The sequence below is a fragment of the Tistlia sp. genome (genome assembly GCF_040905785.1).
Classification (GTDB): Bacteria; Pseudomonadota; Alphaproteobacteria; order Kiloniellales; family DSM-21159; genus Tistlia.
Genome location: NZ_JBBDQW010000073.1, coordinates 1 through 13,637, shown reverse-complemented (window position 1 = coordinate 13,637; position 13,637 = coordinate 1). Strand labels below are relative to the sequence as shown.

Below are 13,637 nucleotides of genomic sequence, written 5' to 3'. Positions count from 1 at the left end.
TGGCGCCTGGCCTAGCCGGCTGTAGACAGGCGCGCGGCAGCGACTATGCTCCGCGCCCGATGACATCAGAAGCAACCGGCGGTCCGTCCCTGGCCGAACGCCCGACCCTGCGGCTCAAGCCCCAGGCCGAGAAGCGGGTGCGCGGCGGCCACCCCTGGATCTATTCCAACGAGATCGTCATGGAGGGCGAGGCCAAGACCTTGCCGCCGGGCAGCGTCGTGCGCTTCGCCACGGCCAACGGCGAGCGCCTCGGCGCCTTTCTCTACAACCGCCATCCGTTGATCGCGGCGCGCCGCCTGTCGCGCGATCCGGAGGTGGTGCTCGACGGCGGCTGGTTCCGCGACCGGCTGCGGCGCGCCCTGGCGATCCGCGAGAGCCTGGTCGAGGGACCCTTCTATCGCCTGGTCCACGCCGAGGCCGACGGCCTGCCGGGCACGGTGATCGACCGCTTCGGCGACCATCTGGTGCTGCAGGTCAATGTCGCAGGCATCGACGCCCACCTCGACCTGCTGCTCGGCGCGCTCGACGAGCTGCTGGCGCCGCGGGTGATCCTGCTGCGCAACGATTCCTCGGCGCGCCAGCTCGAGGGCGTCGAGAGCTACAGCCGCACCGCCAAGGGGCGGCTCGAGGGGCCGGTCGAGATCCACGAGCACGGCGCGCGCTTCCTGGCCGACCTCGGCGAGGGCCAGAAGACCGGCTGGTTCTACGACCAGCGCGACAACCGGCAGTTCGCCGCGGCCCTGCTGCGGGGCGTCGAGGGGGCGGACGGCAAGGGCGCGCGCGTGCTCGACCTCTACAGCTTCGCCGGCGGCTTCGCGATCCAGGCGGCGCGGGCCGGCGCCGCCGAGGTGGTCGCGGTCGACCGCTCGGCCCCGGCCCTGCGCCTGGCCCAGCAGGCGGCGGCGCTGAACGGCGTCGAGGGCCGCATCGAGTTCCGCAAGTCTGACGCCTTCGCTTCGCTGGAGTTCCTGGAGCGCAAGGGGCAGCTCTTCGATCTGGTGATCGCCGACCCGCCGGCCTTCGCCAAGAGCAAGAAGGACCTGCCCCAGGCGCTGCGCGCCTACCGCAAGCTGGCGCGCCTCGCCGCCGGCGTGGTCGCGCCCGGCGGCTACCTGACGCTCTGCTCCTGCTCGCATCACGTCGAGGCGGCGGCCTTCGCCGAGCAGTGCCGGCGCGGCCTGTTCGACGCCGGCCGCGACGCCCGCCAGCTGCGCGCCGCCGGTGCCGCGCCCGACCACCCGGTCCACCCGGCACTGCCCGAGAGCGCCTACCTCAAAGCCCTGTTCTACGCCCTGGACTGAGCCTCCGGCGACCCAGGCCGCGGGCCGGCCGAGGGATCAGCCCGGATCGGCGGTCAGGCCCACGGCCTCGATGCCGGCGACCGCGCAGGCCTCGTCGTTGTCCGAGCTGTCGCCGGTGATTCCGACGGCGCCCAGGATCGCGCCGCCGGCGCCGTCGCGGATCAGCACGCCGCCCGGGACCGGCACCAGCGAGCCCTTGGCGAGCGCGTTCATCGACTGGATGAAGTAGGGCTGCTCCTGGGCGCGCTTGAACAGCGCCCGGCTGCCGAGGCCGAGGGCGACGGCGCCGTGGGCCTTGCCGACGGCGACCTCGGGGCGCATCGGGCTGGCGCCGTCGGCGCGCTCCAGCAGCCGGATCGCGCCGCCGGCGTCGAGCACCGCGATGGTCAGCGGCTTGAGCTCAAGCTCGCCGGCCTTGCGCGCGGCGGCGGCGACGATGCGGCGCGCCGCGTCCAGGGTCAGGGCTTCGGTCATGGCGCTGTCCTCTCCTCCGGGGCCCCGCTCAGCGGCCCTTCCATTGCGGCTTGCGCTTGCCCAGGAAGGCCTCGATGCCCTCCTTGAAGTCGGCGCTCATGTAGGCCTCGACGATGAGGTCCTCGTCCTTCGCCGTCGCGCCCTCGACGCGCAGGCGGCGCAGCGCCTCCTTGGTCGTGCGCAGGGTGATCGGGGCGTACCCGGCGAGCTGCTCGGCCAGGGCCTCGGCGCGCGCCATCAGCGCCACCTGGTCGGGCAGGATCTCGGAGACCAGGCCGGCGGCCAGCGCCTCCTCGGCGCCGAGCAGGCGGGCGGTGAAGATCATCTCCTTGACGCGCCCCGCGCCGGCCAGCGCCGACAGCCGCGCCAGGGAGGCGATCGAGAGCGTGTTGCCCAGGGTGCGCGCGATCGGGAAGCCGAACTTCAGGTCGGCGGTCGCCAGCCGCAGGTCGCAGGCCGTGGCGATGCCGGCGCCGCCGCCGGTGCAGGCGCCGGCCAGGGCCGCGACGGTGGGCACGCGGCAGGCCTCGACGGCGCCGAGCACCTCGTCGATCTTGTGCTCGTAGTCGAGCGCGTCGCGCGGCGTCTCGAAGGCGCGGAACTGGCGCATGTCGGTGCCGGCGGCGAAGGCCCGGCCGCCGGCGCCGGCGATCACCAGCACCCGGACCGCGTCCGGCGCCTCGCCGGGGGCGGGCAGGCCGGCGCAGAGCTCGGCCAGCCGTCGGTACATGCCGAAGGTCAGGGCGTTGCGCGCCTCGGGCCGGTTGAGCGTGACCCAGCCGGTGCTGCCGCGCACCTCGTAGAGCAGCTCGTCCTTGGTGTCGCTGTCGTCGGTCATCGGCGGCTCATCTGTAGAAGAGTTCGACCAGGAACAGGGGGATCGCGGGCACGTAGGTGCAGAGCAGCAATACCACGAGCAGCACGGCGATGAAGGGCAGGTTGACCTTCGAGGTCTCCCAGATGTTCGCCTTGGCGATCGAGCAGGCGGTGATCAGGACGCTGGCGACCGGCGGCGTCTGCTGCCCGATCGCCAGGTTGAGCGTGACGACCAGGCCGAAGTGGATCGGGTCGATGCCGGCCTGCTGGATCAGCGGCACGACGATCGGCACGACCAGGATGATCGCCGCGGCCGAGTGCAGGAAGAACCCGATGATCAGGAAGAAGACGTTGAGGATCAGCAGGATCGCGTACTTGTTGCCGGTCAGCTCCAGGATCGCGGCGGCGATCTCCTGGGGGATCTGCGCGCGCGTCAGGAAGCCGCCCATCAGCACCGAGGCGGCGACCAGCAGCATGACCACGGCGGTCTGGATGCCGCCCTCCAGCATCGCCTCCTTGAGCTGCGGCCAGTCGATCTCGCGGTACCAGACGCCGACGCCGATCGCCACGACGACGGCCAGCCCGGCGCCCTCGGTGGCCGTGACGAGGCCGCCGAAGATGCCGCCCAGGATGATCACCGGCAGGCTGAAGGCCGGCAGCGAGTCGAAGAGCGTCCGGCGCAGCCGGGAGAACCGGAAGGCCTCCTCGACCGGCAGGTTGTAGCGGCGCGCCAGCCACCAGGCGACGCCCATCAGCCCGGCGGCGCCGATCAGGCCGGGCACGACGCCCGCGACGAACAGCTGCTCGACCGAGGTGCCGGCGGAGACGGCGTAGAGGATCATCGGGATCGAGGGCGGGATGATGATCGCCAGCGAGGCCGAGGAGGAGGTGACGGCGGCGGCCAGCGGCGCGCTGTAGCCGCGCTTCTTCATCTCGGGGATTAGGATCGAGCCGGTCGCCGCGACGTCGGCGACCGCCGAGCCCGAGATCTCGGCGAAGAACAGCGAGACCCCGATCGAGACCATGGCCAGCCCGCCGCGCACGAAGCCGACCAGTGCCGTGACGAAGGCGATCAGGCGCCGGGTGATGCCGGTCGCGTTCATGATCGCGCCGGCGAGCACGAACATCGGGATCGCGATCAGCGAGAACTTGTTGGCGCCGTCGTACATGTCGAGCGCGACGGTCACCAGGCTCGAGAAGCCTTCGGAGAGGAACAGCCCGAGCACCGCCGAGAGCGCCAGGGCGATGGCGATCGGCACGTTGATCAGGACCATCGCCACCAGGGCCAGGAAGATCGCCAGCAGGTCCATGGCTCAGCGCTCTCCCTTGCGGTCGTCGTCAGCGCCCTTGGGGACGGCGCCCTGGGGAACGGGGCCCTGGGGAACGGGGCCCTGGGGCACGGCGCCGTGGGCCAGGGCGGCGTGCTCGGTCGAGCGCCCGGCCATCACGTCGCGCCAGTACTGGGGCAGGCTGAGCAGCTCGGTCAGGATGAACAGCAGGGCGCCGATCGGGATCACCGACTGGGTCAGCTGCACCGGCACCCAGGTCAGGCTGATCAGGGACATGCCCTCGAGCACCACGAGGACCTTCCAGCCGGCCCAGGCGAGCAGCAGGAAGAAGCCGACCACCAGGACCTCCGAGACGAGCACCGCCGCCTTGCGGGCGCCCAGGGGCAGCCGCCGCAGGACGTCGTCGACGCCGATATGGCTGCGCTTGAGCGCGGCGAGCGCCGAGCCGTAGTAGGTGATCCAGGCCAGCAGGATCGAGGCGATCTCGTCGTACCAGGACAGGGAGGCGCCGGCCTTGCGGTAGATCACGGCGACGACCACGACGACGGTCAGCGCGATCATCAGCGCGATCACCGCCCAGGACAGCAGGTCCCCGAGGACCCGGCCGATCTTGCCCAAGCTCTGCTCCCCCCGGACCGAGCCCGGTCCGTCAGCGGTCGTTCAAGGAAGAAGAGGCCGCGGCGGCCGCCGCGGCCCCTGTCGGTTCAGGAGCCCTGTCGGTTCAGGAGCCCCGTCGGTTCAGGAACCCCGTCGGTTCAGGAACCCTGGGCGAGCGCCTGGATCTTCTCGACGAGCTCCTCGCCGCCCTCGACCGAGGCGGCGAACTCGTCGTAGATCGAGGTCGAGGCGTCGATGAAGGCCTGCTTGTCGGCCTCGTTCACCTCGGTGCCCATCTCCTCGATCTTGCCGACCAGGTCGCGGTCGAGCTGGGCGGCGGTCTCGTAGACGAACTCCTGGGTGCTGACGGCGCAGTCGTCGATGGCGCCGCGCAGCTCCTCCGACCAGCTGTCGTACTGCTGCTGGGTGGTCAGGATGTAGCCGGGCGTGTAAACGTGGCCGGTCATCGAGAGGTACTTCTGCACCTCCGGGAACTTCGCCGACCAGATCTGCGCCAGGGGGTTCTCCTGGCCGTCCATGACGCCGGTCTGAAGCGCCGTGAAGACCTCCGAGAAGGCCATCGGGCTGGGGTTTGCGCCGTAGGCCTGGAACATCTTGACGCGCCAGGCGCCCTTGGGCGTGCGCAGCTTCAGCCCCTCCAGGTCCTCGGGCTTCACGATCGGGCGGGTGTTGTTGGTGATGTTGCGGAAGCCGTTCTCCCAGAACGCCAGGATGCGGTAACCCTTCGAGCCAGCCGCTTCCTGGAAGACGTCGCCCATCTGCTGGCTGACCCGCCGGATGTGGTCGCGGTTCTGGATGATGTAGGGCATCTCGAAGACGCCGAAGGTGTCGGAAACCGAGCTCATGACCGAGGAGGGCAGCGAGAACTGGACCTGGCCCAGCTTCAGCTTCTGAAGCAGCTCCTGGTCGTTGCCGAGCTGCGAGGACCCGAACACCTGGACCTCCGCCTTGTCGCCGAAGGCCTCGTTGGCGCAGCGGGCGAACTCCTTGGCCGAGGTCTCGAAGAGCGAGCCCGGCTCGCCGACGTGGCCGAACTTGAAGGTGGTCTGTGCCTGGGCGCCCGGCGCGCCTGTTGCTGCGGCGGTCGCACAGAGCGCCGCGAGCGCGATACCGGTCAGGTGTGCTGTGGCCTTCATGGTGTCGATCCTCCCGTCATTCGTTGTTCCGCCCGGCGTTGCACGCCGGACGGCCGTCCGCCTGCTACTCGGCGGCGTGCGAGGCGGCCGGTGCCTCCCCGCGCTTCGCCAGGACGTCCATGGCCGCCTGGACGCCCCCGGCCTCGTGCGGCACCCCCGCGGCCTTCAGGCCCATCTCGACGCCGGCCAGGGTGCCGATCAGCGAGAGGTCGTTGAAGAAGCCGAGATGGCCGATGCGGAACACCCGGCCGGCCAGCTTGGAAAGGCCGTTGCCGAGCGACATGTTGAAGCTCTGCAGCACCGTCGCGCGGAAGCCGTCGGCGTCGTGGCCGTCCGGCATCATCACCGCGGTCAGCGAGCCGGAGGCGTGCGCCGGCTCGCGGCACAGCACCTCAAGGCCCCAGGCCCGCACCGCGCGGCGCGTCGCCTCGCCGTGGCGGGCGTGGCGCTCGAAGACCCGCTCCAGCCCCTCCTCGTGCAGCATCTCGAGCGCCGCCTCGAGGCCGAACAGCAGGTTGGTCGCCGGCGTGTAGGGGAAGAAGCCTTTGGCGTTGATTGCCAGCATCTCGCCCCAGTCCCAGTAGGCGCGCGCCAGGCCGGCGCTCTTGGAGGCCGCCAGCGCCTTCTGCGATATCGCGTTGAAGGACAGGCCCGGGGGCAGCATCAGGCCTTTCTGGGAGCCGCCGACCGTGACGTCGACGCCCCAGGCGTCGTGGCGGTAGTCGAGCGAGGCCAGGGAGGAGATGGTGTCGACCAGGTACAGCGCGGGATGCCCGGCGGCGTCGATCGCCTTGCGCACGTCAGCGATTGGGGAGACGCAGCCCGTCGAGGTCTCGTTGTGGACGATGCAGACGGCCTTGATCTCGTGGGCCTCGTCGGCGCGCAGCCGCGCCTCGATGGCCGCCGGATCGGCGCCCTGGCGCCAGTCGCCCTCGAGGAACTCCGGCCGGAGCCCGAGTTTCTCGGCGAGCGTCTTCCAGAGGCTGGCGAAGTGGCCGGTCTCGAACATCAGCACGCGGTCGCCCGGCGAGAGCGTGTTGACCAGCGCCGCCTCCCAGGCCCCGGTGCCGGAGGCCGGGTAGATGACGACCGGTTGCTCGGTCTGGAAGATCGTCCGGATGCCGGCCAGCACGCGCGTCGCCAGCGCCTGGAATTCCGGCCCGCGATGGTCGATGGTCGGCCGGTCCATCGCCCGCAGCACCCGGTCCGGCACATTGGTCGGCCCCGGGATCTGGAGGAAATGGCGTCCCTGCAACGTGGCCATCGGCCGATCTCCCTGAGCTCTGGCGCCGCCGGCCCGGCCGCTGCGAAGCGAAGCTGGGGGACGGCGGATGTCCGCCGCGCCGCCTGCGCGCGCCGGGAGCGCTTTTCATCGAGCAGCGATTGAATTATGAATTCATAATTGCGTCAAGCACCGTCTGAACCCTCGGCCGGGTGCCTGCCGCGCTCATGGCGTCGCGTGGAGCGGAGCTTTGTTCGCAGTCGATCAACCGGAGGCCCTGACGCGGCCCGCGCTGGCGGTCGAACTGACCGGCCTGATCCGCGGCCTGATCATGGAAGGCGAGCTGAGGCCCGGCGCCAAGGTTCCGGAGAAGGCGCTGACGCTGCGCTTCGGCGTCTCGCGCACGCCCGTCCGCGAGGCCCTGAAGGTGTTGGCGGCCGAGGGCTACGTCCGGCTGGTGCCGAACCGCGGCGCGGTCGTCGCCGAACCGACCCTGGCCGAGCTCGAGGAGGTCTTCCCGGTGATCGCGGCGCTCGAGGGCATCGCCGGCGAGCTCGCCGCCCAGCGCGCCAGCGACCAGGAGATCGCGAGCGTGCGCCGGCTGCACGAGGCGATGCGCGAGGCCTTCCGGTCCGGCGACCGCCCGCGCTACTTCGAGCTGAACCAGCAGATCCACGGGGCGATCCTGGCCGCTTCGCGCAACCCGACGCTGCGCCAGCAGCACCAGACCGTCGCCAACCGGGTCCGCTGGGCGCGCTACCAGGCGAACCTGGCGCTGGAGCGCTGGCAGGAGGCGCTCGAGGAGCACGATTCGATCATCGAGGCGCTGGAAGCCCGCGACGGTGCGCGCCTGGGCGCGGTCATGAAGAGCCACTTCCTGCACAAGCTCGACTCGCTGCGCAGCGCGCTCGGCCCGGAAGGCTGAGCGCGGCCGACCCTTTTGTCGCCGCCGAAAGGGCTCAGCGCCGATGGCGCTCCTCGTCGGCCAGATCGAAGGCGCGCTTCATCAGCAGGTAGATGTAGAGCACGGCGAAGCCGAACATGAAGAGGCCGGCGGCGTGCAGGCCGTCGGCCTGGGGCGCGCGCGCCGCCAGGAACAGGCCGACCAAGCCGAGCACGCCGATCGCGGCGCCGATGATCAATCTCGCAGAACCGCTCATTCCACCCTCTTCCTCGCTCGTCGAACGGCGCCGGTGCCGGTGCCGGGCCGACCCGGTCCCCTCGGCGGTGTCGCTACCAGGGCGGCCGCCGTCGCGGCATTGACCTGGCTCAATCCGGCCGATCCCGCGGGGCGCTCGCGGGCGCTCATTCGGCTGCCTCGCCGCGTCGTCTCGGCCGCGCCTGGCTGACCGGCAGGACGAGGCCGAAGCAGGTGCCCTGGGCGTCGCTGCGGCGCAGCTCCAGCTCGCCGCCGTGGGCGCGGGCCAGCTCTCGGGCGATGGCCAGGCCGAGGCCGGTGCCGCCGCTCTTGACGCTGCCGACGAAGGGCTGGAACAGCCGCTCCCGCGCCCGCGGCGACAGTCCCGGCCCATTGTCGCTCAGCTCAATCGCAAGGCTGCCGTCGAGCCGCTCGGCGGCGATCCAGATGGTGCCGGCGCCGGCCTGCAGCGCGTTGAGGCCGAGGTTGTGGAAGACCCGGTAGAGCTGCGAGCGGTCGGCCTCGACCAGCGTGCCCGGCGGCACGGCGTTGTGCCACTCCGCGGCGCCGGCCAGGGAGGCCGGCAGCTCCTCGCCGACCTCCTTCAGGAGGGCGTGGAGGTCGACGCTCGACAGCTCCAGGACCGCCGGCCCCTCGCGGGTGAAGCTGAGGGTCTGGCGGCAGAGGTTGATCGCCCGGTCCAGCGTCGTCATCAGGGTGCCGGCGGAGCGCTGCACGTCAGGGTCCTGGCTCGCGGCCAGGCGGTCGGAGATCAGCGAGGCGGTGGCCAGCATGTTGCGCAGGTCGTGGCTTATCTTGGTCACGGCGACGCCGACCGCGGCGAGGCGGGTCTTCTGGTGCAGCGAGGCCCAGAGCGCCTCCTGCATCTCGCGCAGCTGGGCCTCGGCGAGGCCGACCTCGTCGCTGCGCCCCGAGGGCGTGATCAGCCGCTCGGCGTTCTCGGGCTCGTCGCGGAAGGCGACCATGCTCTCGGTCATGCGGCGCAGCGGGCGGACCAGCAGCAGGTGCAGGCTGAGATAGATCAGGGCCGCGGTGAAGAGGGAGATGGCCAGGGACAGCGCCAGGACCCGGTAACCGAAGTTAACCATCTCGCGGCGCATCGGCGCCTCGTTGATCAGCAGATCGACGGTCGATACCCCGTCCTCGGGCGAGGTGCCGATGATGCGCAGGACGCGATCGCCGGAGCTCAGGAGCGTGCCGAAGGCGGCGCCGATGGAATCGAGGAAGTCCTCCTCCTCCAAGGTGCTGACCGAGTCGATCGCCGGCGGCATGTCCAGGGTCAGCAGCAGGCGGCGGCCGACCCGCGGGTCCTCGAGCGCGACCAGGTAGGCACCGACGTGCCTCAGCAGCTCGGCCTCCAGGTCGGCGCCGACGTTCTGGTCGGGCGCGCCCTGCAGCGCCAGGATCGCGAGGTGCGCGCTGGCCAGGCGCTGGGTCAGGAAGGCTTCGCGGAAGCGGCCGATCGAGGGCGCGAAGATCAGCACCTCGGCCACCATGACGAAGGCCACGGTGAGCAGCAGCAGCTTCGCGGAGAGGCTGCGCAGCGGTGAGGGCATGGCGACTTTGGCGCGTAGCATCGCGCGTCAGTCTAGGGCGAAACCGAGAAAGCCGAAAGCGACGCCCGCAGCGGGCCGAGGTCTCAGCCCAGCCGGGACAGCAGCCGCACCAGGCGCCGCGTGCGCTCCGAGAAGAGGCGCGGCAGCAAATAGCCGGCCGCCGCCCGCTTGCTCGCCTCGGAGCGGGTCGGGTAGGGCACGATCGCCTGGGCCAGCTCGCCGATCCTGCGGCGGCCGCCGACGGCCAGCACCCAGGGCAGGATCAGCTCGCCGGCCTGGGCCCCGACGATGCCGGCCCCCAGGACACGCCCACTGGGCGAGACCAGCGCCTTGACCAGGCCGCCGGTCTCGCCCTCGCAGCGGGCGCGGTCGTTCTCGAAGAAGGGCGCGCGCAGGATCTCGAAGCGCAGGTTCCGCGCGCGCGCCTCCGCCTCGGTCGGGCCGACCTGGGCGAGCTCCGGCTCGCCGTAGATGACGCGCGGCAGGGCGCTGCGCTCGGGCCGCGCCGGCAGGCGGAACAGCGCGTTCTTCAGGACCACGCCGGCGTGATGGCCGGCCAGGTGCGTGAGACAGGGCCCGCCGGCCGCGTCGCCGGCGGCGAAGATGCGGCGGTTGGTGGTGCGCAGCCGGCCGTCGAGACGCAGGCGCCCGCCGTCCAGCGCAACGCCCGCGGCCTCCAGCCCGAGGCCGGCGAAGTCCGTGGTGCGGGCGGTCGCGACCAGCAGGTGGCTGCCGACCAGCCTCGCCCCGCCGTCCAGCAGCAGGGCCAGGCCCTCGCCGTCCGGTTCGACCCGCACGACCCGGGCGCCCTCGACCAGCCCGGCGCCCTCGGCCAGCAGCTGCCGGCGCAGCGGCTCGACCAGTTCGGGATCCTCGCCGGTCAGGAGGCGGTCGCGCTCGACCAGGGTGACCTCGGCGCCGAGTCGGCGGAAGGCCTGGCCGAGCTCGCAGCCGACCGCGCCGCCGCCGAGCACCAGAAGGCGGCGGGGCAGGGCGCTCAGCTGGAAGACCGTCTCGTTGGTCAGGTAGGCGACGCCCTCCAGGCCCGGCACCGGCGGTATCGCGGGGCGGGAGCCGGTCGCCAGCACGAAGCGCCGGGCGGCGACGCGCGGGGCAGGGCCGGCCTCCCCGCCCTCGACGACCAGGCTGCCCGGGTCGAGGAAGCGGGCGTGGCCGCGCAGCACCCGCAGGCCCAGGGCGGCGTAGCGCTCCTCGGAATCCATCGGCGCGATGCCGGCGACGACGCCGCGGACGTGGCGCATCACCGCGGCGAAGTCGATCTCCGGTGCCGCGTAGGCGACGCCCAGGGGCGCCGCCCTGGCACCCAGGCTGGCGGCGCGGGCCGCCGCCAGCAGGGCCTTCGAGGGCACGCAGCCGACGTTCAGGCAGTCGCCGCCCATCGCGCCCTGTTCGACCAGCACGACCCGGGCGCCGAGCTGGCTGGCGCCGGCGGCGATCGAGAGGCCGGCCGAGCCGGCGCCGATCACGCAGAGGTCGGCCCGCGCGGGCTCCCGGCCCGTCTCGGCGCTCGCCCGCTTCGGCGTCCTCTCGGTGCTCTCGGCCATCCTCTGCTTTCCGGCGCGCTTGCCGGTCCCCATGTGGTACGGTGCGGCCGGGTGTCGGCAGGGGCGCCGCCCCGGTCCCTTGCCGGCCCGGTGCCGGGCGTACGGGCCGCTTTGCGTTGACAGCGGCCCCCGCCACTTCTATACAGCCGCGCATTCCGCGAAACGGTTGAATTTCGGAGAAAACAACGTGAAGCGCACGTATCAGCCCAGCGTGCTCGTCCGCAAGCGTCGCCACGGCTTCCGCAGCCGCATGGCGACGGTCGCCGGCCGACGGGTCATCGCACGCCGCCGCGCCAGGGGCCGCAAGCGTCTGTCTGCCTGAGGAATCCGGCCGGTGCCCGGCATCGAGCGGCTGAAGCAGCGGCGCGAGTTCCTTACGGTCGCCGGGCAGGGTCGCAAGTGGGCCACGCCCGGCTTGGTGCTGCAGGCGCTGCATCGTCCCGAGGCGCGCGAAGGCCTGCGTTACGGCCTGACCGCCAGCCGAAAGGTCGGCGGCGCAGTGGTGCGCAATCGCGCCCGGCGCCGCTTGCGGGCGCTCGCCGAGCGGCTGCTGCCGGAGGCCGGCAGGGGTGACACCGACTACGTCCTGATCGCGCGCGCGGCCACGGTGGCCCGTCCGTTCGATGCGCTGGAACGGGACCTCATGGTCGCGCTGGAGCGGGTCGCGCGGCCGCGTCCGGAACGCCGGGGCCCGGACAGCCGGCCGGACCGCCGGGACGACGCCCGGACCCGGTCGTCGTGAGGGGCGGCGAAAAGCGGGGCTCCGGCCTGCTCGGCCAGGCCCTGGAGTGGCTGCTGATCGGCCCGATCCAGGTCTACCGCTACACCCTGTCGCCGCTGCTCGGACCGCGCTGCCGTTTCCTGCCGAGCTGCTCGGAGTACACGATCGAGGCGATCCGGCTGCGCGGCCCGGTCGTCGGGCTCGCCCTGGGGCTGCGTCGGATCGCCCGCTGCCATCCCCTGGGGGGCAGCGGCTACGATCCCGTTCCCGCGCCTCGCCACGACCCCGCGCCGGAGGGTACCCCGCCTCGGCACGCCGACCGGGGCGCAGAGGCGCGGCCCGTACACGAACAGAAGGCTTGAGAGACGAACCATGGACGGTGGCAACCAGCGCAATCTGCTTCTGGCGATCGCTCTCTCCGTAGCCATTCTGGTCGGATTCAACGTCTTCTTCGAAGGCCCGCAGCGCGAGCAGCCGGTCGAGACGCAGCAGAGCGGCGAGCTCGACACCCGACCCGGCGTCGCCGGCGACGTTGGTACCGGCGAGCCGGCGACCAGCCGGTCGCTCGACGCTGCGATCGGCGCGGAGGCCGGCGCGGTGCAGAGCCGCGAGCAGGCGCTGGAGGCGGCGCCGCGCGTGGCGATCGACACGCCGACGCTGCGCGGCTCGATCTCGCTGGTCGGGGCCAAGCTCGACGACCTGGTGCTGAAGCGCTACCGCGAGACCGTCGAGCCTCAGAGCCCGAACATCGTCCTGCTCAATCCGAGCGGCACGGCCGACGCCTATTTCGCCGAGTTCGGCTGGGCCGCGAGCGGCGGCGGGGCGGCGCTCCCCGGCCCCGATACCCGCTGGCGGGCCGATGGCGAGACGCTGACGCCCGAGAGCCCGGTGACGCTCAGCTGGGACAACGGCCAGGGCCTGGTCTTCGAGCAGACCTTCGAGGTCGACCGGGACTACCTCTTCACCGTCACCCAGCGGGTCAGCAACGGCAGTGGCGCGACGCTCCAGGTCGCGCCCTTCGGCCTCGTCTCGCGCAGCGGCACCCCCGAGACGGCGGGCTTCTACCTGCTGCACGAGGGCATGGTCGGCGTGCTCGACGAGACCCTGAAGGAGGTCGACTACGACGACGCCCAGGACGAGGGCACGGTGACCTACCAGAGCACCGGCGGCTGGCTCGGCATCACGGACAAGTACTGGATGGCGACCCTGGTGCCCGACCAGCGCCGCGCCGTCACCGGCCGCTTCGTGCACAGCGCCGCCAACGGCCGCGACAAGTACCAGTCGGATTTCCTCTACGAGACCGACTCCCTCGTCGAGGGCGGCACGCTGGAGACGACCAGCCGCCTTTACGCCGGCGCCAAGCGGGCGACGCTGCTCGACGACTACGCCGAGCGCTACGGCATCGAGAAGTTCGACCTGGCCGTCGACTTCGGCTGGTTCTACTTCCTGACCAAGCCGATCTTCCTGGCGCTGCACTGGCTGTACGGCGTGATCGGCAACTTCGGCGTGGCGATCCTGATCCTGACGGTCGGCATCAAGCTGCTGTTCTTCCCGCTCGCCAACAAGTCCTACAAGTCGATGGCGCGGATGCGGAAGCTGCAGCCGGAGATCATGAAGCTGCGCGAGCGTTTCAGCGACGACAAGCAGCGCCTCAACCAGGAGGTCATGGCCCTCTACAAGCGCGAGGGCGCCAACCCGATCAGCGGCTGCCTGCCGGTGATCATCCAGATCCCGGTCTTCTTCGCGCTCTACAAGGTGCTGTTCGTCACCATCGAGATGC

15 protein-coding genes are annotated in these 13,637 nt (G+C 71.7%); 6 read left to right on the top strand and 9 right to left on the bottom strand.

Annotated features, from left to right (window positions below; all coding sequences use genetic code 11):
* The first annotated feature begins 59 nt into the window (after window positions 1-59).
* Window positions 60-1,301, top strand: a complete 1,242-nt coding sequence (locus WD341_RS17070) for a class I SAM-dependent rRNA methyltransferase (protein WP_368426689.1) — start codon at window positions 60-62, stop codon at window positions 1,299-1,301.
* A gap of 36 nt (window positions 1,302-1,337) precedes the next feature.
* Here WD341_RS17070 and WD341_RS17065 read toward each other — a convergent pair whose 3' ends face one another.
* The 6 genes from WD341_RS17065 to WD341_RS17040 all read right to left on the bottom strand — a co-directional run bounded on the left by WD341_RS17065 (window position 1,338) and on the right by WD341_RS17040 (window position 6,898).
* The gene (locus WD341_RS17065; protein WP_368426688.1) at window positions 1,338-1,775 is read right to left on the bottom strand and encodes a heme-binding protein; all 438 of its coding nucleotides are present in this window, start codon (window positions 1,773-1,775) and stop codon (window positions 1,338-1,340) included.
* A gap of 28 nt (window positions 1,776-1,803) precedes the next feature.
* On the bottom strand, window positions 1,804-2,613 hold the full coding sequence (locus tag WD341_RS17060) for an enoyl-CoA hydratase (protein ID WP_368426687.1): 810 nt from the start codon (window positions 2,611-2,613) through the stop codon (window positions 1,804-1,806).
* 7 nt (window positions 2,614-2,620) lie between these two features.
* The gene (locus WD341_RS17055; RefSeq protein WP_368426686.1) at window positions 2,621-3,901 is read right to left on the bottom strand and encodes a TRAP transporter large permease; all 1,281 of its coding nucleotides are present in this window, start codon (window positions 3,899-3,901) and stop codon (window positions 2,621-2,623) included.
* Window positions 3,902-3,904: 3 nt separating this feature from the next.
* On the bottom strand, window positions 3,905-4,498 hold the full coding sequence (locus WD341_RS17050; protein WP_368426685.1) for a TRAP transporter small permease: 594 nt from the start codon (window positions 4,496-4,498) through the stop codon (window positions 3,905-3,907).
* Between the two features lie 137 nt (window positions 4,499-4,635).
* Entirely contained in the window at window positions 4,636-5,634 is a 999-nt protein-coding gene (locus WD341_RS17045) for a TRAP transporter substrate-binding protein (RefSeq protein ID WP_368426684.1), read from the bottom strand.
* A 64-nt stretch (window positions 5,635-5,698) separates the two neighbouring features.
* Window positions 5,699-6,898 (bottom strand): alanine--glyoxylate aminotransferase family protein, encoded by a 1,200-nt coding sequence (locus WD341_RS17040; protein WP_368426683.1) that lies wholly within the window; start codon window positions 6,896-6,898, stop codon window positions 5,699-5,701.
* A gap of 208 nt (window positions 6,899-7,106) precedes the next feature.
* On the opposite strand from WD341_RS17040, the gene WD341_RS17035 reads away from it, so the two are divergent.
* Complete coding sequence (locus WD341_RS17035) at window positions 7,107-7,781, top strand: GntR family transcriptional regulator (protein WP_368426682.1); 675 nt, start codon at window positions 7,107-7,109, stop codon at window positions 7,779-7,781.
* Window positions 7,782-7,815: 34 nt separating this feature from the next.
* On the opposite strand, the gene WD341_RS17030 is transcribed toward WD341_RS17035, so the two are convergent.
* From WD341_RS17030 to WD341_RS17020, 3 genes are all read right to left on the bottom strand, one after another.
* Window positions 7,816-8,016 (bottom strand): hypothetical protein, encoded by a 201-nt coding sequence (locus WD341_RS17030; RefSeq protein ID WP_368426681.1) that lies wholly within the window; start codon window positions 8,014-8,016, stop codon window positions 7,816-7,818.
* Window positions 8,017-8,161: 145 nt separating this feature from the next.
* On the bottom strand, window positions 8,162-9,592 hold the full coding sequence (locus WD341_RS17025) for a PAS domain-containing sensor histidine kinase (RefSeq protein WP_368426680.1): 1,431 nt from the start codon (window positions 9,590-9,592) through the stop codon (window positions 8,162-8,164).
* A gap of 62 nt (window positions 9,593-9,654) precedes the next feature.
* On the bottom strand, window positions 9,655-11,136 hold the full coding sequence (locus tag WD341_RS17020; RefSeq protein WP_368426679.1) for an NAD(P)/FAD-dependent oxidoreductase: 1,482 nt from the start codon (window positions 11,134-11,136) through the stop codon (window positions 9,655-9,657).
* A 187-nt stretch (window positions 11,137-11,323) separates the two neighbouring features.
* Between WD341_RS17020 and rpmH the strand changes: the two genes are divergently transcribed.
* The 4 genes from rpmH to yidC form a co-directional block, all read left to right on the top strand.
* Window positions 11,324-11,458, top strand: coding sequence for a 50S ribosomal protein L34 (gene rpmH / locus WD341_RS17015; RefSeq protein ID WP_368426678.1), 135 nt, complete (start codon window positions 11,324-11,326; stop codon window positions 11,456-11,458).
* Between the two features lie 12 nt (window positions 11,459-11,470).
* Window positions 11,471-11,878, top strand: a complete 408-nt coding sequence (rnpA, locus tag WD341_RS17010; protein WP_368426677.1) for a ribonuclease P protein component — start codon at window positions 11,471-11,473, stop codon at window positions 11,876-11,878.
* Window positions 11,875-12,219: a membrane protein insertion efficiency factor YidD gene (yidD, locus tag WD341_RS17005; protein ID WP_368426676.1), complete on the top strand. Its 345-nt coding sequence runs from the start codon at window positions 11,875-11,877 to the stop codon at window positions 12,217-12,219. Before rnpA ends, yidD begins: the two co-directional genes overlap by 4 nt.
* Before the next feature lie 10 nt (window positions 12,220-12,229).
* Window positions 12,230-13,637: membrane protein insertase YidC (yidC, locus tag WD341_RS17000; protein WP_368426675.1), on the top strand; the 1,408-nt coding region annotated here is incomplete at its 3' end.

Coding starts and splice junctions, on each gene's coding strand:
- WD341_RS17070 (WP_368426689.1), top strand. CDS start 60: ATGACATCAGAAGCAACCGGCGGTCCGTCCCTGGCCGAACGCCCGACC.
- WD341_RS17065 (WP_368426688.1), bottom strand. CDS start 1,775: ATGACCGAAGCCCTGACCCTGGACGCGGCGCGCCGCATCGTCGCCGCC.
- WD341_RS17060 (WP_368426687.1), bottom strand. CDS start 2,613: ATGACCGACGACAGCGACACCAAGGACGAGCTGCTCTACGAGGTGCGC.
- WD341_RS17055 (WP_368426686.1), bottom strand. CDS start 3,901: ATGGACCTGCTGGCGATCTTCCTGGCCCTGGTGGCGATGGTCCTGATC.
- WD341_RS17045 (WP_368426684.1), bottom strand. CDS start 5,634: ATGAAGGCCACAGCACACCTGACCGGTATCGCGCTCGCGGCGCTCTGT.
- WD341_RS17040 (WP_368426683.1), bottom strand. CDS start 6,898: ATGGCCACGTTGCAGGGACGCCATTTCCTCCAGATCCCGGGGCCGACC.
- WD341_RS17030 (WP_368426681.1), bottom strand. CDS start 8,016: ATGAGCGGTTCTGCGAGATTGATCATCGGCGCCGCGATCGGCGTGCTC.
- WD341_RS17025 (WP_368426680.1), bottom strand. CDS start 9,592: ATGCTACGCGCCAAAGTCGCCATGCCCTCACCGCTGCGCAGCCTCTCC.
- WD341_RS17020 (WP_368426679.1), bottom strand. CDS start 11,136: ATGGCCGAGAGCACCGAGAGGACGCCGAAGCGGGCGAGCGCCGAGACG.